The 23,210-nt window shown below is 73.3% G+C and carries 11 protein-coding genes; all 11 read left to right on the top strand.

What is annotated here, in order from left to right; genetic code table 11:
- The first annotated feature begins 104 nt into the window (after positions 1-104).
- Positions 105-275 (top strand): hypothetical protein, encoded by a 171-nt coding sequence (locus ACWDVB_RS04065; protein ID WP_451514014.1) that lies wholly within the window; start codon positions 105-107, stop codon positions 273-275.
- Positions 276-366: 91 nt separating this feature from the next.
- Complete coding sequence (locus ACWDVB_RS04060; protein ID WP_451514047.1) at positions 367-771, top strand: cobalamin B12-binding domain-containing protein; 405 nt, start codon at positions 367-369, stop codon at positions 769-771.
- On the top strand, positions 768-2,078 hold the full coding sequence (locus ACWDVB_RS04055) for a methylaspartate mutase (protein WP_451514015.1): 1,311 nt from the start codon (positions 768-770) through the stop codon (positions 2,076-2,078). The genes ACWDVB_RS04060 and ACWDVB_RS04055 overlap by 4 nt, the downstream gene beginning before the upstream one ends.
- A gap of 68 nt (positions 2,079-2,146) precedes the next feature.
- Positions 2,147-3,148, top strand: coding sequence for an asparagine synthetase A (locus ACWDVB_RS04050; RefSeq protein WP_451514016.1), 1,002 nt, complete (start codon positions 2,147-2,149; stop codon positions 3,146-3,148).
- Positions 3,145-4,437 (top strand): glutamate synthase-related protein, encoded by a 1,293-nt coding sequence (locus tag ACWDVB_RS04045; RefSeq protein WP_451514017.1) that lies wholly within the window; start codon positions 3,145-3,147, stop codon positions 4,435-4,437. The genes ACWDVB_RS04050 and ACWDVB_RS04045 overlap by 4 nt, the downstream gene beginning before the upstream one ends.
- Positions 4,437-5,720, top strand: a complete 1,284-nt coding sequence (locus ACWDVB_RS04040; RefSeq protein WP_451514018.1) for an MFS transporter — start codon at positions 4,437-4,439, stop codon at positions 5,718-5,720. The genes ACWDVB_RS04045 and ACWDVB_RS04040 overlap by 1 nt, the downstream gene beginning before the upstream one ends.
- A complete protein-coding gene (locus ACWDVB_RS04035) occupies positions 5,713-7,197 on the top strand; it encodes an amidase family protein (RefSeq protein WP_451514019.1) in 1,485 nt (494 codons plus the stop codon). The genes ACWDVB_RS04040 and ACWDVB_RS04035 overlap by 8 nt, the downstream gene beginning before the upstream one ends.
- Positions 7,197-7,403 (top strand): MbtH family protein, encoded by a 207-nt coding sequence (locus tag ACWDVB_RS04030; protein ID WP_451514020.1) that lies wholly within the window; start codon positions 7,197-7,199, stop codon positions 7,401-7,403. Before ACWDVB_RS04035 ends, ACWDVB_RS04030 begins: the two co-directional genes overlap by 1 nt.
- A 160-nt stretch (positions 7,404-7,563) precedes the next feature.
- A complete protein-coding gene (locus tag ACWDVB_RS04025; RefSeq protein ID WP_451514021.1) occupies positions 7,564-18,831 on the top strand; it encodes an amino acid adenylation domain-containing protein in 11,268 nt (3,755 codons plus the stop codon).
- A 29-nt stretch (positions 18,832-18,860) separates the two neighbouring features.
- Positions 18,861-22,841, top strand: coding sequence for a non-ribosomal peptide synthetase (locus ACWDVB_RS04020; RefSeq protein WP_451514022.1), 3,981 nt, complete (start codon positions 18,861-18,863; stop codon positions 22,839-22,841).
- Positions 22,838-23,188 (top strand): nuclear transport factor 2 family protein, encoded by a 351-nt coding sequence (locus ACWDVB_RS04015; RefSeq protein ID WP_451514023.1) that lies wholly within the window; start codon positions 22,838-22,840, stop codon positions 23,186-23,188. The genes ACWDVB_RS04020 and ACWDVB_RS04015 overlap by 4 nt, the downstream gene beginning before the upstream one ends.
- Positions 23,189-23,210 lie beyond the last annotated feature (22 nt).

Raw genomic sequence — 23,210 nt, 5'->3', positions numbered from 1 at the left:
ACGGGAGCGGCGGGGGAATCTTGTTCCACCGGCGCAAGGGCGCCCCCACCACGGGGCGCGGCGGCCGGGTCACCCCGACGGTCCTTCACAAGAGGAGAGTTCGCATGCCCACCGGTGCCCGCTTTACGAAGTTTGTCGCTGTCCTCGTTCTCGCCACCGTCCCGGCCCTGGGGGCGGTGACGCTCGCCGACGGGTCGGCGGGCGACATCAGCGGGCACGCGGCGGCCGGGTCCGCCACCGTCGCGCAGTCCAAGAACACCACCGGCTGGGACTGAGAACGCCCCGCGCACCGTCCATCCCTTCACAAGAGAGATGAGCACCGCCTTGAACCGACGACAGCCGGGCGACATACGAGGGCTGCACATCATGGTCACCAGCCTCGCCTCCGACGCGCACACCTGGAACCTCGTGTACCTCCAGCTCCTGCTGGAGGAGTGGGGGCACGAGGTGGTGAACCTGGGCGCCTGCGTCCCCGACGAGCTGTTGCTCGACAGCTGCCTCCGTCTCACTCCCGACCTGACCGTGGTCAGCAGCGTCAACGGCCACGGCTTCCACGAGGGAAAGCGGGTCATCGGCAAGTTGCGGGCCCGCGAGGAGCTGGCGCGGACCTCCGTCGTCATCGGCGGCAAGCTCGGCATCGGCGGGGCCGGCGGGCGTGAGCGCGCCTCGGCGCTCACCGAGGCCGGTTTCGACGGCGTGTTCGAGGAAGGCAGCGGAATGGGTGCGTTCCGCTCCTTCCTGGCGCGTCTGCCGCAGGGAGTGTCGTCGTGACAGTGGACATGGCCGGTCCCGGGCGGTCCTTCGGGGACTTCGTCGCCCGGGCCAAGGCGTCCGGCCGGCTCGTCGTCCAGCCGAGAATGGGCATCGGCGACCCCGCGGGGATGCGCGCCGGTCTGCAGGCCGTGCGGGAGGCCGGGGTGTGCGCGGTCGGCACGATCACCTTGGACAGCTTCACCCGCGTGGGCGACCATGCCGCCGTCTACGCGGCGCTGGCCGCGGGCGATCCGTTGAACGGCTACCCGATCGTGGCCTACCCGCCCGAGTTCACCCGCGAAGTCCTCAACGGGCTGCACGACGACGCCTTCCCGGTGCAGGTGCGGCACGGCTCGGCCCGGCCTCAGGACATCTTCGCCGCGCTCGGCGCGTGCGGCCTCCACGCGAGCGAAGGCGGCCCCCTCTCGTACTGCCTCCCCTACAGCCGTGTCCCCGTCGCCGACGCGGTGCGCCACTGGGCCGAGTCCTGCGAGCTCCTCGCGGAGCTGGGCGGGACCGGCGTACGGCCGCACCTGGAGTCCTTCGGCGGCTGCATGATGGGCCAGCTCTGCCCGCCGAGCCTGCTCGTGGCCATCAGCGTGCTGGAGGGGATGTTCTTCCAGCAGCACGGCGTGCAGAGCGTGTCCCTCAGCTACGCGCAGCAGACGCACCCGGAGCAGGACGCCGAGGCGGTACGCGCCCTGCGCCTGCTGTCCGCCGAACTCCTCGCCGGAGCCGACTGGCACGTCGTGCTCTACACCTACATGGGCGTCTACCCGCGGACCGAAGGCGGTGCCACCGAACTCCTCGCGCAGGCCGCCCGGCTGGCGGTGCGGACCGGGGCGGAGCGGCTGATCGTGAAGACGGTCGCCGAGGCCCACCGCATTCCCACCGTCGAGGAGAACGTGACCGCGCTGCGGATCGCCGGCGCGGCGGCCGATGACGAGCGCTCGGCGGTGCGGCCCGACCCGCCGGACACCGGCATCCTCGCCGAGGCCAGAGCCCTGGTCGAGGCCGTCCTGAACCTCGACGCCGACCTGGGCAGGGCCCTGGTGCGGGCGGTGCGGCGGGGCTATCTCGACGTGCCGTACTGCCTGCATCCCGACAACGCGGGCCGGACACGCGCGACCGTCGACGCGACCGGCCGGCTGCGGTGGTCGCACACCGGTGCCCTCCCGATCGGCGCCCTCGTGGAGACGGACGGCCGCCACGAGGCCGACGCCGCGCAGCTCCTGCGCTCGCTGTCCTACGTAGAACAGACCTTTGACGGCGCCGCTCTGGAACGAGCCGTGAGCGCCGACGGCACGACGCTCGGCGTCGGCTGACCGTCCGGCATCCGACGCCCCGCCCACCGCGAAGACGCCCCGCCACCTCACGAAGGAGACAGTCCGGCATGGACATCACCCAGCAAGACACCACCTCGCCCGGCGACCCGCGTGCCCACCTGACGTCTCCGGTCACCCGGGCCGTGCTCAAGACGCAGCACACGATGCTGGACGCGGCCCGCGAGTATCTGTCCGGGCAGGAGTTCACCGAGCTGCTGCCCCCGGTGATGGGCCCGGTGACCGATCCCGGCGCCCGGGGCGCCAAGCAGGTCGACGTCGACTACTACGGTCACCGCTACAAACTGATGACCAGCGCGATCCTGTACAAGCAGGCGTCGCTGACCGCATTCGACCGCATCTTCTGCGTGGCGCCGAACGTCCGCCTGGAGCCGCTTGAGACCAGTTCCACCAGCCGGCACCTCGCCGAGTTCCACCAGATCGACGTGGAGATCGCGGGGGCGTCCCGCGACGACGCGATGGCGGTCGCGGAAGGGGTGGTCAAGCACATCGTGCGCCGGGTCGTGGAGCGCGCTCCGGAGCAGCTCGCCGAACTCGGCCGCGACACCGACGCGTTCGCGGGGCTGCTGTCACAGCAGCCGTTCGGCCGGCGCACCCACGCGTCCGCCGTGGCCGACCTGCACTCCATGGGCCACGACCAGAATCCGGACGCGGAGATCGACTGGGCCGGTGAGGCACTGCTGTCGTCCAAGGCCGACCAGCCCTTCTTCGTGACCGACTACCCCAAGGGCTCACGCGGCTTCTACGACAAGGAGAACGCCGAGCGGCCCGGGTATCTGCGCAACTTCGACCTGCTGGCCGCCGAGGGCTACGGCGAGCTGTGCAGCGGCGGCGAGCGCGAGCACGACTACGGCACGATCATCGCCCGGATGCGGGAGACCGGCGAGAACCCCGCCAAGTACGCCTGGTACCTGAAGGTGGTCCGCGAAGGCATCCCCGCCAGCGCCGGTTTCGGGATCGGCCTGGAGCGCCTGACCCGGTACATCGCCGGGCTGCACTCGGTGTGGCAGGCCAGCGCCTTCCCCAAGGTCCCCGGGGTGGTGGCTCCATGAGTGTCCTGCGAGCCGACCACTTCCCCGACGCGGAGGTGCGCGAACGCGCCCGCGGCGGGCCGGCGGCGGCCTTCCCCGCGCTGCACGACTACGGCCGCGCGCTGTTCGGCGCCGTCGACGAGCACGGCGGTGACCGGCGCGGCGGCGACGGCCTGGACGACGCCCGGCTCGTGCCCCCGGTGTTCATGCCGCGGCGGCTGGAGAAGCTGATCGACCTCGGGCGTGAACCGCTCCACAGCGACGTCGAGTTGGGCACGGAGATCGGCGGATTCTCCTCCACGCTGCCGCTGTACCTGTCGGCGTTCGGCTCGACGCAGGTCGCCAGCGCCGACCTCGGGCGGGCCGCGGGCCGGCAGGCGGGTGAGCTGGGCATCCCGATGGTGGTCGGCGAGAACGTCGCTCCGGTCAACGGCTCCGGCCAGCTCACCGGCGCCGAAGGCGCCACGCTCCTCGGACGGGTACGGGCCTACGCGGACGCCGTGCCCGACGGGATCGGCGGTGTGGTCGTGCAGCAGAGCACCGAGGACGCCGACGCCGAGGTCTGGAACCTCGTCTACAGCGCGCCGTCGGCCCTCCCCCTGCTGGACAGCGGCCGGCTCGCGCTGGAGCTGAAGGTCGGCCAGGGCGCCAAACCGGGGCTCGGCGGGATGACGGTCGTCGACGACACGGGGGCGGCCGCGCTGGCCGGACAGTTCGCCCTGGAGCGGGTCTTCGACGAGGCGAGCGGACGGCAACTGCGCTGCGCCAGCCCCGGCACGTTCACCGAGGAGGTGCTGCGCCAGCAGATCCGGCTGATGCGCAACAACTATCCGCGGGCCCGGGTGTGGGTGAAGCTGCCGCCCGGCCGCGACGTGGGCGAGGCCGCCCGGGTGGCCTGGGCCGCCGGGGCCGACTCCGTCACCGTCGACGGCGCGGAGGGCGGGTCGGGCTGGGCGCCCAAGGCGTTCCTGTCCGGCGTCGGACTGCCGCTCGCCGAGTGCCTGCGCCGCATCGGCAAGCCCGACGGCTGTCTGCTGGTGTCCGGGCGGATGTGGGAAGGGGCGCGCGCGGTGAAGTCCCTCGCCCTCGGCGCCCGCGCGGTGGGCCTCGGCCGGGCGGCGCTGCTGGCCGTGGACGAGGATCCGCGGGCCGGTCTGCGACGCCTGGCCGAGTGCATCGCCCTGGAGATGCGGCTGCTGATCAGCGCGCTGGGCAAGTACCGTCCGGACGCCCTGTCCGCCGAGGACGTCTGGGTGCCGTCGGCCGGACCGGACCGGGCGGCGTCACCGCTCCCCTCGGAAGTGCGCTGATGCCCACCGGCACCGCGGAGGCCGCCCCCGTGCGCACCGGTCCGGTCTCCCCCCGCTATCTGTCGTTCGTCGGCGCCACCGGCCTGTCGAGCGTCGGTGACGCGGCGTGGACCATCGCTCTCGCGTCGACGGTGGTGGAGGCGACCAGCGCGGCGACCGCCGGCACGGTGCTGGCGCTGGCCGGTGTGCCGCGGCTCGCCGCGCTGCTCGGCGCGGGCGCGGTGGCCGACCGGCACGGTCCGGCGCGCGTGATGGTGGGGTCGGACGTGGCCCGAGGCGCGCTCATGGCCGTCTCGGCGGTCGCCGTGGCGATCACCGGTCCCTCGGTGCCCGTGCTGTTCGCCGTCGCCGCGGTGCTGGGTCTGCTGGGCGCGTTCTTCCTGCCCGCGAGCGGCGCCCTGCGCCCCCTGCTGCTGCCGCCGGAGCACTTGGTGCGGGGCAATGCCCTGTACCTGATCGGCCTGCGCGCCGGTCAGGCGGCGGGCGGACCGGTCGGCGCGTGGCTGCTCGGGATCGGCGGGATGGTGGCGGTGGCCACCGCGAACGCGGTGAGCTTCCTGGTGTCGGCGGTGGCGGTGGCGGTGTGCCGACCGCGGCGGGCGCGGTCGGCGCGGTCGGCGCGCAAGGCGCGGGATGTCCCGCGGGAGATGCCGCAGGAGACCCCGCGGGACCAGGCCCGGCTCATCACCCGGGTCGCCGAGGGGATGCGGTACGCGGCTCGGCACCGGCATCTCCGTCTGCTGCTGTGCGTGGTCGGGCTGGTGGAGCTGGCGGGGGCCGGGCCGATCAACGTCGGACTGGTGCTGCTCGCCGACTCCCTCGACGCGGGTACCACGGGCGCGGGCGTGCTGCTGTCGGCGTTCACGGTCGGCGCCGCCGCCGCGTTCCTGACGAGCCTCGCGCTGCCGGTCCGCCGACGGGCCGCCGCCGTACTGGTGGTGTGCGTGGCCGGGCAGGCTCTGCTGCTCGTCCTGCTCGGCCAGGTCCACTCCGTGGCCGCGGCGGCCGCCGGGTACGGCCTGATGGGCGCGGTCACCGCGCAGGCGAGCCTGGTGCTGATGTCGCTGATCCAGCGCTGTGCGGCGACGGAGATGCGCGGCCGGGTGATGGCGCTGATGTCGCTGCTGTCGTTCGCCGCTCCGCTGATCGGCAACCTCGTCATGGGGGTGGCCGTCGACTCCTTCGGTTTCGCGGTGACGCTGGGCCTGCACGGAGTCGTCGCGGCCGCGGCGATCGCGGTGTTCCTCACCTCGCGCACGCTGCGGGAGGCCCGCCTTGACTGAGCCGACAGGGGCCGAGTCCACGGGCCCGTGGCCCTCTCTGGCCGAGCTGGGCGAGCGGCTGCGGCTTCCGCGGCGGGACGTACGGGCCGTACGGGCCGTCGATCTGGTGGAGTCGTGCCTGGGACGGATCGCCGCAGTCGACCCGTGGGTCAACGCGGTGTACGCGGTCGACCCGACCGCCCGTGCCCAGGCGCGGGACAGCGACCGGCGCCTGGCCGCCGGTGGCGGGCGCCCGCTCGAAGGGGTGCCGGTCCTGGTGAAGGACAACGTGGACACCCGTGGCCTTGCCACGGCGGCCGGTTCGCCGCTGCTGATGGAGCACCCTCCGGCGTCGGACGCCGACGTGGTGGGGCTGCTGCGGGCGGCGGGCGCCGTGGTGGTCGGCAAGACGAACCTGTCCGGATGGGGCAACTTCTGTTCCGTCGACGGGATCGAGGGGTGGTCGGGGACCGGCGGCCAGACGTGGAACCCGCACGCGCTCGACCACAGCCCCGGTGGTTCGTCGTCCGGTTCGGCCGCCGCGGTGGCCGCCGGCCTGGCCCCGCTGGCCATCGGCACGGAGACCGACGGCTCGGTCGTGTGTCCCGCGTCCGTCACCGGGATCGTCGGGGTGAAGCCCGAACTCGGCCTGTTGCCGACGGGCGGCATCGTGCCGATCTCCACCGTCCTGGACACGCCGGGAGTTCTGGCGGGCAGCTGCGCCGACGCGGCGGCCTGTCTCGCCGCGCTGACCGGCGAGATACCGTCCGGACCGGTCGGTGTGGCCGGGTTGCGCCTCGGGGTCTGGCCGGGACGACGGATGGCCCCGGCCGCCCGGGAGGCCCTCGACCGGACCGTCACCGCGCTCGCCGCGGCGGGCGCCACCGTCATCCCTGTTGAACTTCCGCTGGAATCAAGCGTGTTGGAGGACGCCCTGGACGCGCTGGTGGCGGAGTTCCGGCCCGGCGTGGAGCACTATCTGGCCGGTCGCGGAGGGGCGCCGCCCACCCTGGCCGCGCTGATCGAGGCCACGAGGGCGCTGGAGGCGCCGTTCGGCCAGGATCTGTTCGAACGCGCCCTGGCGGTCACCGACGAGCAGCGCGCCGAGGCCCCGGCCAAGCGGGCCCGCGCCCGGCAGTGGGCCCGCACGCTACTGCACGACGCGATGAGCGGGCACGGCCTCTCCGCCGTCATCGCGCCGACCAGCGATCCGGCGTGGCCGGTGGACCACGCGGGTGGCGACCGGCGGGCCCGCAACACCTCTACGGTCCCGGCCCTGGCCGGTTACCCGCACATCACCGTCCCCGCCGGACCGCACGACGCGCTCCCTGTGGGCGTATCCGTCTTCGGACCACCCCGCACCCGCGACGCGCTGGCCATCGCCGCCGCCGTCGAAACGGTCTGCGGTCCGCGCCCGATCCCCCGACTCGGCACCGGCCCCGCCACCGCGCGGGCCCCCTCCGACGCAGCACCCACCGAACCTGAAGGAGCCCTGTGATGACCAACCCCTTCGACGCCACCGACACCGACTTCCTCGTGCTGGTGAACGACGAGAACCAGCACTCCCTGTGGCCCGCCGCCATCGACGTCCCCTCCGGCTGGAAGACGGCGCACGGCCCCGCCGACCGGGCCGCGTGCCTCGCGTACGTCGAGACCCACTGGACGGATCTGCGTCCCGCGAGCCTCGCCGCCCTGCGCGGCTGACTCTCCCGCGACGGACAGAACCGACACGACCGGCACGACCGATACGACCGACACGAGCGACACGACCGACACGAGCGACACGACCGACACGAGCGACACGACCGACACGAGCGACACGAGCGACACGACCGACAACCGAGACGGGTAGGAGTGAGGTGCGGTGATCAGGCCACAGCAAGCCGGCGGGGCACGCGTCCCGCACGATGTCGGCGCGGCCGCCGACGTCGTGCACGAACTGTTCGAGCGCCGGGCCGGGGGCACCCCCGAAGCGACCGCCCTGGTCTGCGGGAGCACCCGGGTCGGTTACCGGGACCTGGATGAGCGCGCCAACCGGCTCGCCCATCACCTGGTCGCGGACGGTGTGCGCCCGGGTGACGTGGTCGGCGTGTGCCTGCCCCGGGGCGTCCCTCTCGTCGTCGCCGTGCTCGCCGTGCTCAAGGCGGGCGCCGCGTACACGATGCTGGACCCACGGTTCCCGGCCAGGCGCCTGGTGTCGGTGTGCGAGGACGCCGGGGTCCGTACCGTCGTCGCGGAGCCGGGCGGCGTCTTCGCCGGCCCGCGGCGGTCGACGGTGGACCCGTCCTCCCCTGACGTGGCGGCCCGGCCGGACTTCTCGCCGCGCGTCGCCGTGTCGCCCGAGGACTCCGCATGCGTGATGTTCACCTCCGGCTCCACCGGCAGGCCCAAGGGCGTCGTGACTCCGCACCGGGCGCTGACAGCGACCCTGTGCGGGCAGACGTACACGGACTTCGGCGCCGACCGCGTGTGGTTGCAGTGCTCCCCCGTCTCCTGGGACGCCTTCGCGCTGGAGCTCTTCGGGCCGTTGCTGCACGGCGCGACCTGCGTCCTGCAGCCCGGTGACACCACGGACCCGTCCGCCATCACGGAGCTGATCCACGAGCACGGCGTCACCACCGTGCACGTGTCGGCCAGCCTTCTCAACCACCTGGTCGACGCCTACCCGCACACCTTCGACGGCGTCACGCAGGTCATGACGGGCGGTGAGGCGGCCTCTCCCCGGCATGTGCACGCGCTGCTGGACCGCCGGCCAGATCTGCACCTGGTCAACGGCTACTCCCCCGTCGAGAACACCGTCTTCACCCTGACCCACCGCATACGGCCCACCGACACCACCATCCCCGTCGGCCGGCCCCTTGCCGCCAAGTCCGTACGGATCCTCGGGCCGGACCTGCGCCCGGTCGCGGAAGGGGACACCGGCGAGATCTACATGGCGGGCGCGGGCCTGGCCCACGGCTACCTCCGGCAGTCGGGCCTGACCGCCGAGCGGTTCGTGGCCGGGCCGGACGGTGGCCGCATGTACCGCACCGGCGATCTGGGGCGGCTGCGCGACGGGGCCGTGGAGTTCCTCGGCCGGGCCGACGCACAGATCAAGATCCGCGGCTTCCGCGTCGAACCCGCCGAGGTCCAGGTGGCCCTGACGACGCATCCGCTCGTACGGCAGGCCGCGGTCACCGTGTGGGAGGCCGCCGCGGACGACAGGCGCCTGGTGGCGTACGTCGTCACCGACCGTCCGCTCGACGTGGCGGAGCTGCGCGCCTACGCCGCCGACCTGCTGCCCCAGCATCTCGTGCCGTCGATGTACGTACAGCTGGACGCGCTGCCGCTGACCGCCAACGGCAAGCTCGACCGGACCGCCCTGCCCGAACCCACGGTGGTCACGGGCGCGGGCGGCGCCGCCGGGACCGCGACCGAGGAAGCGCTGTCCGCCCTGTTCGCGGAGCTCCTCGGGGTCGCGTCGGTGGGCGTGGACGACGACTTCCTGGCACTCGGCGGCCACTCGCTGCTGGTCGCGACCCTGATCGGCAGGGTCCGCGCGACGCTCGGGGTGCAGCTGCGCGTCACCGACGTCTTCGCCGCCCGCACCCCGCGCGAGCTGGCGCGGCGTGTCGGTGCCGCGGCCGCGGCCGGCCCCGCCCTGGTGCGCGGGCCCGAGCGGCCGAACCCGAGCCCGATGTCCTTCGCCCAGGCGCGGCTGTGGTTCCTCGACCAGGTCGAGGGCGGCGCCACGTACACCATCCCGCTCACCCTTCGGCTGCGCGGCACGCTGGACGCGCGGGCGCTGCGGGTCGCGCTGGCCGATGTGGTGGGGCGGCACGAGGCGCTGCGCACCGTGTTCCCCGTCGTCGGGGACGTGCCGGTGCAGCGGGTGCTCGACCGGTCCGACGTGCCGTGGTCGGTCGGCGACCTCACCGAGGACACCCTCGGCTCCCGGGTGCGCGAGCTGGCTTCGGTGGCGTTCGATCTCGCGTACGACATTCCGCTGCGCGCGCATCTGTTGCGGCTCGCGGACGACGACCACGTCCTGCTGCTCGTGCTGCACCACATCGCCGGCGACGGCTGGTCGACGGCGCCGCTGCTGCGCGATCTCGCGGAGGCGTACAACGCCAGGGTGCGGGGCGCCGAGCCCGCTCGGCCCGCGCCTGCGGTGCAGTACGCGGACTACTCCCTGTGGGCGAGCGACGCGCTCGGCTCGCCAAAGGACCCGGCGAGCGCGCTGGCGGGGCAGGCCGCGTACTGGAAGTCCGCCCTCGCGGGGCTCCCCGCGGAGTCGACCCTGTCCACCGACCGCCCCCGGCCCGCGGTGCGCGGCCCGCACGGGGACACGGTGCCGTTCTCCGTGGACGCGCGGACGCACGAGCGTCTGCGGTCCCTGGCCCGGGGCACCGGAAGCACCATGTTCATGGTCCTGCACGCCGCGGTGGCCGCCGTCCTGACCCGGCTCGGCGCGGGCACCGACATCTGCCTCGGCTCCCCGGTCGCCGGGCGGAACGACGAGGCGCTGGACGATCTCGTCGGCTTCTTCGTCAACACCCTGGTGCTGCGCACGGACACCGGCGGCGACCCCGCCTTCAGCGATCTCCTCCGCCGTGTCCGCGACACCGACCTGGCCGCGTACGACCATCAGGACCTGCCCTTCGACCAGCTCGTCCAGGACCTCAACCCCCAGCGCTCGCTGTCGCGTCACCCGCTCTTCCAGATCATGCTGGTCCTGCAGAACACCCCGCCGTACACGGCGGACTTCACCGGCCTGCGCGCCGAGCACGAGGTCGTCGACCTGGATGTGGCCAAGTTCGACCTCACCCTCGATCTGGCCGAGTCGGGCGACGGGATCACCGGCATCCTCAAGTACGCGACCGACCTGTTCGACCGCGGCACCGTCGAGCGCGTCGCGCGGCTGCTGGCCCGCGCCCTCGCCGTGTTCGCCGCCGCGCCGCACACTCCCATCGGCCGTGCGGAGCTGCTGACACCGGCGGAGCGGGACCTGATCCTCGACCAGTGGAGCGGCCGTTCCGACGACGGGATCAGCCGCCCCCTCCACGAGGTCATCGCCGAGCAGGCCGCGCGCACGCCCCTGGCGACCGCGCTGCTGTCCTCGGAAACGCGACTGACGTACGACCAACTGGACGCGTCCGCCAACCAGTTGGCGCATCACCTCATCGGTGAAGGCGTCCGGGCGGGTGACGTGGTCGGCATTCTGCTCGACCGGGACCACGACCTCGTCGTGGCGGTCCTGGCCGTGCTCAAGGCGGGCGCGGCGTACACGATGCTGGACCCCCGGTTCCCGCGGGCGAGGCTCGCGGGGCTGGTCGACGCGGGCGGGATCTCGCATGTCGTCTCGGTGCCCGCCCTGGGCTTCCCCGGGATGGTGCGCGTCGACGACGAGTCGGTGGGGCGGCGGCCGCGGACCGCGCCGGACGTACCGGTGTCGGCGCGGGACGTCGCGTGCGTGATGTTCACCTCCGGCTCCACCGGCAGGCCCAAGGGGGTCGTGACGCCCCACGGCGCGCTGACGTCGACGCTGCTGGGACAGGCGTACGCCGACTTCGGCGCGGACCAGGTGTGGTTGCAGTGCTCCCCGGTGTCCTGGGACGCCTTCGCCCTGGAACTCTTCGGCCCACTGCTGCACGGCGCCACCTGCGTCCTGCATCCGGGACACGCCACCGACCCGGCCGTGGTGGCCGAGCTCGTCACCGAGCACTCCGTCACGACCGTGCACTTCTCGGCCAGTCTGCTCAACCACCTCGTCGACGAGCACCCGGAGATCTTCCACGGCATCACGACGGTGCTGACGGGCGGCGAGCCGGCGTCGGTCGCGCACGTGGCGCGGCTGCTCGACCGGCATCCGGGTCTGCGCCTGGTGAACGGCTACTCGCCGGTCGAGAACTGCATCTTCACGCTCACCCACCCGATCGCCCCGGCGGACACCGTCGGCCCGATCCCGGTGGGGCGGCCCGTCGCGGCCAAGGGCGTGTACATCCTCGACGAGCACCTCCAGCCGGTCCCGGCCGGTGTCCCGGGCGAGATCCACATGTCCGGCCCCGGGCTCGCCCACGGCTATCTGCGCGAGCCGCGGAGGACCGCCGAGCGGTTCGTGGCCTGCCCGTTCGAGCCGGGCCGGCGCATGTACCGCACCGGTGACCTGGGCCGCTGGCGCGCCGACGGCACCGTGGAGTATCTGGGCCGCTCCGACGACCAGGTGAAGATCCGCGGTTTCCGCGTCGAGCCGGGCGAGGTGCGTGCGGTGGTCGAGGGGCATCCCGGTGTCCGGCAGAGCGCCGTGGTCGTCCGCGAGGACCGGCCCGGGGACAAGGTGCTCGTCGCGTACGTCGTCCCGGACGGTCCGGCGGACCTGCCGTCCCTGCGCCGCCACGTCGCCGGGCACCTGCCCGAGCATCTGCGGCCGAACGCGTACGTGGTCCTCGACCGGCTTCCGCTGTCGGCCACCGGCAAGCTCGACCGGAGCGCTCTTCCGGTGCCGGAGCATGTCCCCACCGCGTCCGAGGGCGCGCGCACCGCGCGCGAGGAGATCCTGTGCGGGCTGTTCGCGGAGGTGCTCGGCCTGCCCGGGGCGGGACGCGAGGACGACTTCTTCGACGTGGGCGGCCACTCGCTGCTCGCCGCGAAGCTCATCAACCGGGTCCGGTCGGTGCTGGGTTGCGAGGTCGGCGTCCGTGAGCTGTTCACCCACCGTACGCCCGCCGCGCTCGACGCCGTCCTCGGTTCGGGCGGGCGGGCCCGGCCCGCTCTGGTGGCGGCCGAGCGGCCCGATCGGGTGCCGCTGTCGGCCGCGCAGGCCCGGCTCTGGCTGCTCGACCAGGTCGAGGGCGGGTCGAGCACGTACAACGTGCAGTACGCGGTCCAGGTCTCGGGCCCCGTGGACCGCGATGCCCTGCGGGCCGCCGTCACGGACACGGTCCTGCGGCACGAGGCGCTGCGCACCGTGTACCCGGTCGCGGACGGGGTGCCGTACCAGCGCGTCCTGGCCGCGGAGGAGCTGGTCGGCGTCTTCGAGGCGTCGGCCGTCGCCGCCTCGGGGGTGGCGGAGGCCGTCACTCGGGCGGCCCGGCACGTGTTCGACCTGGCCGCTGAACCGCTTCTGCGGGTACTGCTGTTGAGCACCGGCGAGCAGGAGCACACCCTGCTCGTGACCCTGCACCACATCGCGGGGGACGGCTGGTCGCTGCGTCCGCTGTTCGACGACCTGGCGACCGCCTACGCCGCCCGCAGGGCCGGTTCGGCTCCGGCCCTGCGCCCGCTGCCGTTGCAGTACGCGGACTACACGCTCTGGCAGCGGGAACACCTGGGCGACCCGGCCGACGCCGACTCCCTCGCGCATCAGCAACTCACCTACTGGCGCGAGCAGTTGTCGGGCATCCCGGAGCAGCTCGACCTGCCGACGGACCGGCCGCGTCCGGCACGTCCGACCCACCGGGGGGAATCCCTTCCGGTGCGGATCGACACCGACGTGCACAGCGCGCTGTCGGCGCTCGCCCGGGCCAACGGCGTGACCTCGTTCATGGTGGTCCAGGCCGCGTTCGCGGCCCTGCTGACCCGCCTCGGCGCCGGCTCCGACATCCCCTTGGGCACCCCGGTGGCGGGCCGCGCGGACGAGGCACTCGGCGACCTGGTCGGCTTCTTCGTCAACACCCTGGTCCTGCGCACGGACACCGGCGGCGATCCCACCTTCACCGAACTGCTCCGCCGTGTCCGCGGCACCGACCTGGCCGCGTACGACCATCAGGACCTGCCCTTCGACCAGCTCGTCCAGGACCTCAACCCGGTCCGGGCCGCCGACCGGCACCCGCTGTTCCAGGTCATGGTCGTCCTGCAGAACAACACGTCCCCGGCCGCCGCACTCGCGGGCACCGGCTGCACCCCCATCGATGTGCCCAACCTGGCGGCCAAGTTCGACCTGACGCTGTCGCTGCACGAGAGCCGGGGCGGTCTGGCCGGGTATCTGGAGTTCGCCACCGATCTGTTCGACCGCAAGACCGCCGAGCTGATGGTGGAGCGGTTCCCCCGTCTGCTGGCGGAGGCCGTCCGCGATCCGGAGCTGCCGCTCAGCGCCCTCGACGTGATGGACGCGCGGGAACGGCTCGCCGTGTCCGAGCGGTGGACCGGCTCCGTACGCGCGTCCGACCCGCGCCCCGTCCACGCGATCGTCGCCGAACACGCCGCACGCACCCCCGAGGCGACGGCCCTGATATGCGGCGGTCAGCGGATGACGTACGCCCGGCTCGCGGCACGTGCACACCAGTTGGCGCACCACCTGATCCGGCGCGGGGTGCGGCCCGGGGACGTGGTCGGGGTCCTTCTTGAGCGCGACGAGGAGCTGGTCGTCGCCGTTCTCGGCGCGCTGGCCGCCGGGGCCGGCTACACGATGCTCGACCCGCGGTTCCCCGCGGCACGTCTCGCCGAGGCGCTGGACCGGACGGCCGCCCCGGTGGTGGTGACCGCACGCGACCTCGCCGGTCTCGTCCCTGCCACGCCGCCGGTCCTGGTGGACGCGGACGCCGACGCGATCGCGGCCGCTCCCCGGTACGCACCGGACACCGTGGTCACTCCGGACGATGTCGCGTGCGTGATGTTCACGTCCGGTTCGACCGGCACGCCCAAGGGCGTACTCACCTCGCACCGGGCACTGACCGCCACCCTCCTCGATCAGACGTATACGGACTTCGGCACGGACGCGGTGTGGTTCCAGTGCTCCCCGGTGTCCTGGGACGCCTTCGCCCTCGAACTCTTCGGCCCGCTGCTGCACGGTGCCACGTGCGTACTGCAGCCGGGACACGCCACCGACCCGGGCGTCATCGCCCGGCTGCTGACCGAGCACGACGTCTCCACGGCGCACTTCTCGGCGAGCCTGCTCAACCACCTGATCGACGAGCACCCGGCCGCTCTGGCCGGCGTGCGCCACCTCATGACCGGCGGCGAGGCGGCGTCCGTGCCGCACGTACGGGCCCTGCTGGAGCGCCACCCGCGTCTGCGTCTCGTCAACGGCTACTCCCCGGTGGAGAACACGGTCTTCACCCTGACCCACGACATCACCACCGAGGACTCCCCCGTCCCCGTCGGCAGGCCGATCGCGGGCAAGCGGGCCTGGGTGCTCGGACCCGATCTGCGTCCGGTGCCCATGGGTGTACCGGGTGAGATCTACATGAGCGGGCCGGGCCTGGCCCACGGTTACGTGGGTCAGCCCGCACTCACCGCACAGCGGTTCGTCGCCGCGCCGGACGGGGGCCGCATGTACCGCACCGGCGATCTGGGCCGCTGGCGTGCCGACGGCGCCATCGAGTACCTGGGGCGTACGGACGACCAGGTCAAGGTGCGCGGCTTCCGGATCGAACCGGTAGCCGTCCAGACGTATGTGACGGAGCATCCGGGAGTGCGGCGCTGCGCAGTCGTGGTTCGGGACGACCGGCTGGTGGCGTACGTCGTGCCCGAGGGCGAACTCGACCTGGCGGAGCTGCGCGCGTATCTCACCGACCGGCAGCCGCAGCATCTGCGGCCGGCCGTCTATGTACGCGTCGACGAGATCCCGCTCACGCCGAACGGGAAGCTCGACAGCGCCGCCCTGCCGGAGCCGGGCCCTTCGGCGGGCGGGGACGGCCCGTGCGAGGGCCGCGCCGCCCGCACGGTGCGCGAACAGATCCTGTGCGGACTGTTCGCCGAGGTGCTCGGGATCGGCGAGGCGCTCGGGGCGGGCGCGGTCGGCCCGGACGAGGACTTCTTCGCCCTGGGCGGTCATTCGCTGCTCGGTGCCAAGCTCGTCAACCGGGTGCGCTCGGCGCTGGGCGCCGAGGTCGGGCTGCGGGACCTGTTCGCCCGCCCGACACCGGCCGCGCTGGCCACCGCCGTCGACACCGCTGCCGCGGCGCGGCCGGCCCTGACCGCGGCGGACCGGCCCGCGGAGCTGCCACTGTCCGCCGCGCAGCACCGCTTGTGGTTCCTCGACCACATGCACGGCGACCACATGCACGGCGACCGGACGCACGGCGCGAACGCCGCGTACAACGTGAGCCACACCCTGGAGCTCGAAGGCGACCTCGACCTGGAGGCGCTGCGCGCGGCCCTCACGGACGTCGTGGCCCGGCACGAGGCGCTGCGCACCACGTTCCGCCCGGTCGACGGGGTCCCCGTCTCCGTGATCGGACCGGCGGACGAGGTGCGGCTGGAGGTGCCGTGCCGGGAGGTCTTCGGGCCCGAGGTGGACGACGCCGTCGCCGAGGCCGCCCGGTACGCCTTCGGCCTGGCCACCGACCTCCCCGTCCGGGCCACGGTGCTGCGGACCGGTCCTCGCTCCCATGTGCTGGTGCTGACCCTGCATCACATAGCCGCCGACGGCTGGTCGATGCGGCCCCTGCTGGAAGACCTCGCGGCGGCGTACACGGCACGGTCGACCGGCGGCGCCCCCGACTGGCCGCCGCTGCCGGTGCAGTACGCGGACTACACCCTGTGGCAGCGGCGGCTGCTGGGCGACGGCGACGACCCGGACTCCCTGTTGTCACGGCAACTGGCCCACTGGGCCAAGGCGTTGGCGGGACTGCCGGACGAGGTGCCCCTGCCCGCCGACCGGCCGCGTCCGGACGCGCCCACCGGACGCGCCGACACCGTCGACGTCTCGCTCGACGCCCGGACGCACGCGGCGCTGCTCGACCTGGCGCGTGCGCACGGGGTGACGCTGTTCATGGTGGTGCAGGCCGCGCTCTCGGCACTGCTCACCCGGCTCGGTGCCGGCACCGACATCCCCCTCGGCACGCCCGTCGCGGGGCGGACCGACGCCGCCCTCGACGACCTCGTCGGGTTCTTCGTCAACACCCTCGTGCTCCGTACGGACACCGGCGGCGACCCCACCTTCCGCGAACTGCTGGCCCGGGTGCGCGAGAGCGACCTCGCGGCGTTCGACCACCAGGACGTGCCCTTCGAGCGGATCGTGGAGCACGTCAACCCGGCGCGCACGGCGCACCAACACCCCCTTTTCCAGACGGTGTTGGTGGTCCAGAACAACACCGCTGCCGACGTACGACTGCCCGGCCTGCGCACCACTGTCGCTCCCGTGAGCACCGGCAGCGCCAAGTTCGACCTGGTGGTGTCCCTCGACGAGCACCATGACGAGGACGCCCGGCCCGCGGGCATCGGCGGCCGCGTGGAGTTCGCCACCGACCTGTTCGACCGGGCGACCGCGCAGACGCTCGTGGACCGCCTGGCCGGTGTGCTCAGGCACGCCGCCGCCGACCCGGAGGTGCGGGTCGGCGGACTCGACGTACTGACGCCGGGCGAGCACGGCATGCTCGTCGGGGAGTGGGCCGGTGCGCGGCCGGGCGTGGACGACCGCTGCGTCCACGAGGCCGTCGCCGAACAGGCCGCCGCCACCCCTGAGGCGACCGCGCTGGTCTTCGGGGAACAGCGCGTCACCTACGCCGAGTTGGAGCGCCGGGCGAACCGCCTCGCCCACCGCCTCGCCGCACGCGGCGTGGGGCCGGGCCGGCTCGCGGCCGTCCTGCTGGACCGCGGAATAGACCTGGTCGTGAGCGTCCTCGCGGTACTCAAGTCGGGGGCGGGCTACTCGCTGCTCGACCCGAGGTTCCCCGACGACCGTGTCGCGGCGATCCTGGAGGCGGCCGACGCGGCCCTGCTCGTCACCGACGCCGACGGCGCCGCCCGACTGGACACGCACCGGCCCGTGCTCGACATCGGCGCCGACCCGGGCGACGCCCCCGGCCCCCGGCCGGACGGCGCCCCGGACGTGGCGGTCTCCGCGGACGATCCGGCGTGCGTGATGTTCACCTCCGGCTCGACGGGCAGGCCCAAAGGGGTCGTCGCTCCCCACAAGGCCATCACGGGCACGCTGCTCGGCCAGACGTACGCCGACTTCGGCGCCGACCAGGTGTGGCTGCAGTGCGCGCCGATGCCGTGGGACGCGTTCGCGATGGAGCTGTTCGGCCCGCTCCTGCACGGCGCCACCTGTGTGCTCCAGCCCGGCCCGGCACCCGAGCCGGAGCAGATCGCCCGTCTGGTGCGCCGGCACGCGGTGACCACCGTGTTCCTGTCGACGAGCCTGTTCAACTTCCTGCTCGACGAATACCCCGACGTCTTCGGCCGGCTGCGGCAGGTGATGACGGGCGGCGAGGCGGTGTCGCCGGACCACACGGCCCGGCTGCTGCGCGACCATCCGCACATCCGGCTCGTGCACGCCTACGGCCCGGTCGAACACATGATCTTCACCAGCTGTCACGACGTGCGTGCCGAGGACACACCGGCCAGGACGGTGCCGATCGGCACGTCCCTCGCGGGCAAGCGGTCCTACGTCCTGGACGCCCGGCTGCGGCCGGTGCCGTCGAACGTGCCCGGTGAGCTGTACGTCGCCGGCGTCGGCTCGGCACACGGCTATCTCGGCGAACCGGCCCTGACCGCCGAACGGTTCGTGGCCTGCCCGTACGGAGCGCCGGGGACGCGCATGTACCGCACCGGTGACCTGGTGCGCCGACGGGCGGACGGAGTGCTGGAATTCGTCGGGCGCACCGACGACCAGGTGAAGATCCGGGGTTTCCGGATCGAGCCGGGCGAGGTGCAGGCCGCGGTCACCGCGCATCCGGGGGTGCGTCGCGGTGCCGTCGTCGTCCGGGAGGACAAGCCGGGCGACAAGCGGCTCATCGCGTACGTCGTGCCCGAGCCGGGCAGCGGCCTGGACGACGCCTCTCTGCGCGAGCACGCCCAGCGGCGCCTGCCCGAGCATCTGCGCCCCGGCGCGTACGTCCTGCTCGACCGGCTGCCGCTCAACCCCAACGGCAAACTCGACCGCGCGGCGCTCCCGGTGCCGGACCTGGGCGAGCGCCCCGCGGGGCGGGGACCCAGGACCCGTGAGGAGACGGTGCTCTGTGAGCTGTTCGCCGAGCTGCTCGACCTGGGCTCCGTGGGCGTCGACGAGGACTTCTTCGTCCTGGGCGGGCATTCGCTGCTGGTCGGCAGGCTGATCAGCCGGGTGCGGTCGGTCCTCGGGGCCGAGGTGTCCCTCAAGACGGTGTTCGAGGAGCGGACCGTGGCCGCGCTGGCCGGCCGGCTCGACCGGGCCGCGCCGGTGCGGCCCGCGCTGCGGCGACGCCCCAGGCAGGAGGAGGTCCAGTGACCGTGTCCGTAGAAGGAGGTCCGGTGACCATGTCCATCGAAACGGCCCCGCTGTCGCACAACCAGCAGCGGCTGTGGTTCCTCGACCGGGCCGAGCCCGGGCCCGCGTACAACATTCCGGTCGTGCTGCGGCTCCGCGGCGAGCTGGACGTGACCGCGCTGCGGGCGGCGCTGGCCGACGTGACAACCCGGCACGAGGTGCTGCGCACGGTCTACCCCGAGGTCGACGGCGCGCCCCGGCAGCGGATCATGCCGCCCGGTGCGCTCCGGCTGGAGGTGGTCGGCACCGGCGATCCGGCGGCCGCGCTCGATCGCGCGGCCCGCCACGTGTTCGACCTCATGGCGGAGCCGCCGGTGCGCGCCACCCTGTTCACGTCGCCGGGCACCGACGAGCACGTACTCCTGCTGCTCGTGCACCACATCGCGGGGGACGGCTGGTCCATCGCCCCCCTGACACGCGACCTGGCGGCCGCGTACACCGCGCGCGTGGCGGGGAGCGCTCCGGAGTTCCCCGAACTGCCGGTGCAGTACGCGGACTTCGCGTACTGGCAGCAGGATGTACTGGGAGAGGCGGACGACCCCGACAGTCTGTCGTCCCGTCAGCTCGCTTACTGGCGCCGGGCATTGGATGGCGTTCCGGAGGAGGCGGGGTTCCCGGCGGACCGTCCCCCGCCCGCGCGCCCCGACCGGCGCGGCGGCAGCGTGTCCGTGCGGATCGGCTCCGAGACGCACCGGGCGCTGCTCGACCTGGCGGCGAGGTCGGAGACGACGTTGTTCATGGTGGTGCACGCAGCCGTCGCCACGCTGCTGACCCGGATGACGGGCGGCACCGATCTGCCGCTGGGCACAGTCGTCGCCGGACGGTCCGACGAAGCCCTGAACGACCTGGTCGGGTTCTTCGTCAACACGGTGGTGCTGCGCACGGACACCTCCGGCGATCCGTCCTTCACCGAGCTGCTCGACCGGGTCCGCGCCACCGATCTGGACGCGTTCGCCCACCAGGACGTGCCGTTCGAGCGGGTCGTCGAGGAGGCCAATCCGGCGCGGGTCTTCGGACGTCATCCGCTGTTCCAGGTGATGCTGGTGCTCACCACTCAGGTCGGCGAGCCCTCCGCGTGGCCCGGACTACGGGTCGAGTCGGCTCAACAGGGTACCGGGACGGCCAAGTTCGACACGACGGTCGGAGTGCGCGAATCCCGGTCCGCGGCGGGCGAGCCGCTCGGCCTGGAGATCACCTGGGAGTACGCGGCGAGCCGGTACGAGCACGGTTCGGCGGAGCTGCTGGCGCGCCGCCTGGAGCGGCTGCTCGCGCAGGTCGCGGCGGATCCGTCGCCGAGGCTGAGCGGCCTTGCGGTGCTGGGCGAGGCGGAGCGGGCGATGCTCACCTCACCGGTCGCGACCATGGGCGTAGGCGTGGGCATAGGCGTAGGCGTAGGCGTACAGGAGCGCTGCCTGCACGAGCTCTTCGCCGAGCAGTGCTCCCGCACACCGGCGGCGACGGCCCTGGTGCACGCGGGCCGCCGCACCACGTACGCGGAGCTGGAGGACCACGCCCGCCGGGTCGCCCGCCATCTGGACACGGGCCCCGGTGACGTGGTGGGCATTCATCTCGACCGTGGTCCGGCGATGGTGGCCGCGCTGCTCGGCGTCCTGAAGACGGGCGCCTGCTACACGCTGTTGGACACCGCGTTCCCCGCGGAGCGGCTGTGCTCGGTGCTCGACCTGGCCGGCGTCCGCACGGTGGTCGGCTCGTCCTCGTCGTCGCGGGTCCTGGGGCGCCGGTGCGTCGACATCGCCGACGTGCCATCCGCCTCCGCCTCCGCCTCCGCCTCCGCCTCCGGCACGGAACCGGCGCCGGTCAGGGTGCGGCCCGAGGAACCGGCGGTGGTCATGTTCACCTCCGGCTCGACGGGCGTGCCCAAAGGAGTCATGGCCTCCCACCGCGCCGTCAGCGCGACCCTCATGGGGCAGACGTACGCCGGTTTCGGCCCCGGTGAGGTGTGGCTGCAGAGCGCACCGGTGTCCTGGGACGCCTTCGGCACCCAGCTGTTCGGACCGTTGCTGCACGGCGGTACGTCGGTCCTGCTGCCCGGCGCGCAGGTCGACCCGGCCGTCATCGCCGAGCTGGTGGTCGAGCACGGCGTCACCGTCTTCGACGCGTCGGCGAGCCTGTTCAACCATGTGCTGGACGAGCATCCGCAGGTCTTCGCGACCGTCCGCCACGCGCTGACCGGGGGCGAGCCTGCGTCCGCGCACCACCTCGCGCTCGCGCGGGCGCAGTTCCCGGAGCTACGGCTCGTCAACGGCTACGGGCCGGCGGAGAGCACGGGCTTCACCACGGCCCACCTCGTCACGGAGACGGTGGACGCCCAGGACGCCCAGGAGGCCCGCGACGCCCGGAACGCCCGAGTGCCGATCGGCCGGTTCCTTCCCGGCAAGCACGGCTACGTCCTCGACGACCGCCTCCGGCTCGTGCCCTCGGGCGGCGTCGGCGAGCTGTACCTGACGGGGGCGGGCCTGGCCCTCGGCTATCTGGGCGCCCCGGGCGCGACGGCGGAGCGTTTCGTGGCCGATCCGTACGGGCCGCCGGGGACCCGTATGTACCGCACGGGCGATGTCGTACGGTGGCGGCCGGACCGCACCCTCGACTACCTCGGCCGTGCCGACGACCAGGTCAAGGTGCGGGGCTTCCGCGTCGAACCGGCCGAGATCGAGGCCGCGCTCACCACGCACCCGTCGGTCGCGCGGGCCGCGGTCGTCGTACGGGAGGACCGTCCCGGCGACAGACGGCTCGTCGCGTACGCCGCACCGGCCACCGGCACCGCGCCGGACCCGGCGGCCCTGCGCAAGCACCTCGCCGCCAAGTTGCCCAGGCACATGGTGCCGGCCGCCGTCGTCCTCCTGGACGCCCTGCCGTACACCGCGAACGGCAAGCTGGACCGGCGCGCCCTGCCCGCACCGGAGTACACGCCGACCGTCGGCCGGGCGCCCGCCACGGTGACGGAGAAGGCCCTGTGCGACCTGTTCGCGGAAGTCCTCGGTCTGTCCGCTGCGCCGGGCGTCGAGGACGGATTCTTCGACCTGGGCGGGCATTCGCTCCTGGCCACCCGGCTGACGGCGCGGATCGAGGCCCGCCTCGGGGTGCGCGTGGGCATCCAGACCCTATTCGAGGCGCCGACGCCCGCCGCCCTGGCGTCCCGCATGGAAACGTCGCCCCTCGTAGACACCTCGTCCCGAGCGGACGACGGACTGGCCGTCCTGCTGCCGCTGCGCTCCGAAGGGTCCAGGGCGCCGCTGTTCTGCGTCCACCCGGCGGCCGGCATCAGCTGGGTCTACTCGGGGCTGCTGCGCCATCTGCCGGACCGGCCCGTCTACGGTCTCCAGGCCCATGGCCTGTCCGAACCCGACGCCGCGCCCGACTCGATCGCCGCCATGGCCGCGGACTACCTCGCCCGGATCCGCACCGTCCAGCCCGACGGGCCCTACCACCTGCTGGGATGGTCGTTCGGCGCGGGCGTCGCGCACGCGATGGCGGCCTCGCTGCGGGACGACGGTGAGGAGGTCGCGCTCCTCGCGATGCTGGACGGCTACCCGTCCGTCGGCACCGGAGCGTCCTTCACCGCCGAGGACCCCGAAGTCCAGGACGCCCTGCGGGAGTCGCTGGGGCACGCCGACCTGACGCCCGAGGCGTTCCGGGAGCACATCGGCGCCCCGGCGACGCTCGGCGCCGTGTTCGCGCACCACCTGACGCTCAGCTGCGCCGGCCCGCCCGCGCACTATGCCGGGCGCGTGCTGTTCTTCCACGCCACCGTCGGCAAGACGGAGGAGGCACCCACGCCGGACGCGTGGCTGCCCCATGTCGCCGACCTGGAGCTGCACCCCGTCGACTGCCGGCACGCGGACATGACCGCCCCCGGACCGATCGCGCGGATCGCGTCCGTGCTCGACGCCCACCTCGACCTCGACCACGACCACGACTACGACCACGCAGGCCAAGGAGACCCACGATGACCGCCGCTGTGATGCACCAGTTCTACCGACTCGTCGACTCCGGAGACATCCCCGGTCTCGTCGCGATGTTCGCCCCGGACGCCACGTACCACCGTCCGGGCTATCCCCCGGTACTGGGCCGGTCCGGTGTCGAGCACTTCTACACGCACGAGCGGGTCATCCGCGAAGGCCGCCACCAGCTCGACTCCGTGGTGGTGAGCGGCGACGAGGTCGCCGTGAAGGGCTCCTTCGAGGGAGTGCTGCACGACGGCACACCGGCCAAGCACCGCTTCGCCGAGTTCTTCTCACTCACCCCCGAGAACCTGATCGACCGCCGCGAGACGTTCTTCTCCGCCCCGCTCGTCTGACCACGTCACCCGCCCAACCCCG

It is taken from the genome of Streptomyces sp. NPDC003379, assembly GCF_053589195.1.
The sequence above is the reverse complement of the archived record's forward strand: the minus strand, read 5'-3'. Positions and strand labels throughout refer to the sequence as shown.

What these genes read in the sequence shown, in the direction of transcription:
- ACWDVB_RS04065 (WP_451514014.1), top strand. Translation starts at nt 105, where the DNA reads ATGCCCACCGGTGCCCGCTTTACGAAGTTTGTCGCTGTCCTCGTTCTC.
- ACWDVB_RS04030 (WP_451514020.1), top strand. Translation starts at nt 7,197, where the DNA reads ATGACCAACCCCTTCGACGCCACCGACACCGACTTCCTCGTGCTGGTG.
- ACWDVB_RS04020 (WP_451514022.1), top strand. Translation starts at nt 18,861, where the DNA reads ATGTCCATCGAAACGGCCCCGCTGTCGCACAACCAGCAGCGGCTGTGG.
- ACWDVB_RS04060 (WP_451514047.1), top strand. Translation starts at nt 367, where the DNA reads ATGGTCACCAGCCTCGCCTCCGACGCGCACACCTGGAACCTCGTGTAC.
- ACWDVB_RS04015 (WP_451514023.1), top strand. Translation starts at nt 22,838, where the DNA reads ATGACCGCCGCTGTGATGCACCAGTTCTACCGACTCGTCGACTCCGGA.
- ACWDVB_RS04050 (WP_451514016.1), top strand. Translation starts at nt 2,147, where the DNA reads ATGGACATCACCCAGCAAGACACCACCTCGCCCGGCGACCCGCGTGCC.
- ACWDVB_RS04040 (WP_451514018.1), top strand. Translation starts at nt 4,437, where the DNA reads ATGCCCACCGGCACCGCGGAGGCCGCCCCCGTGCGCACCGGTCCGGTC.
- ACWDVB_RS04045 (WP_451514017.1), top strand. Translation starts at nt 3,145, where the DNA reads ATGAGTGTCCTGCGAGCCGACCACTTCCCCGACGCGGAGGTGCGCGAA.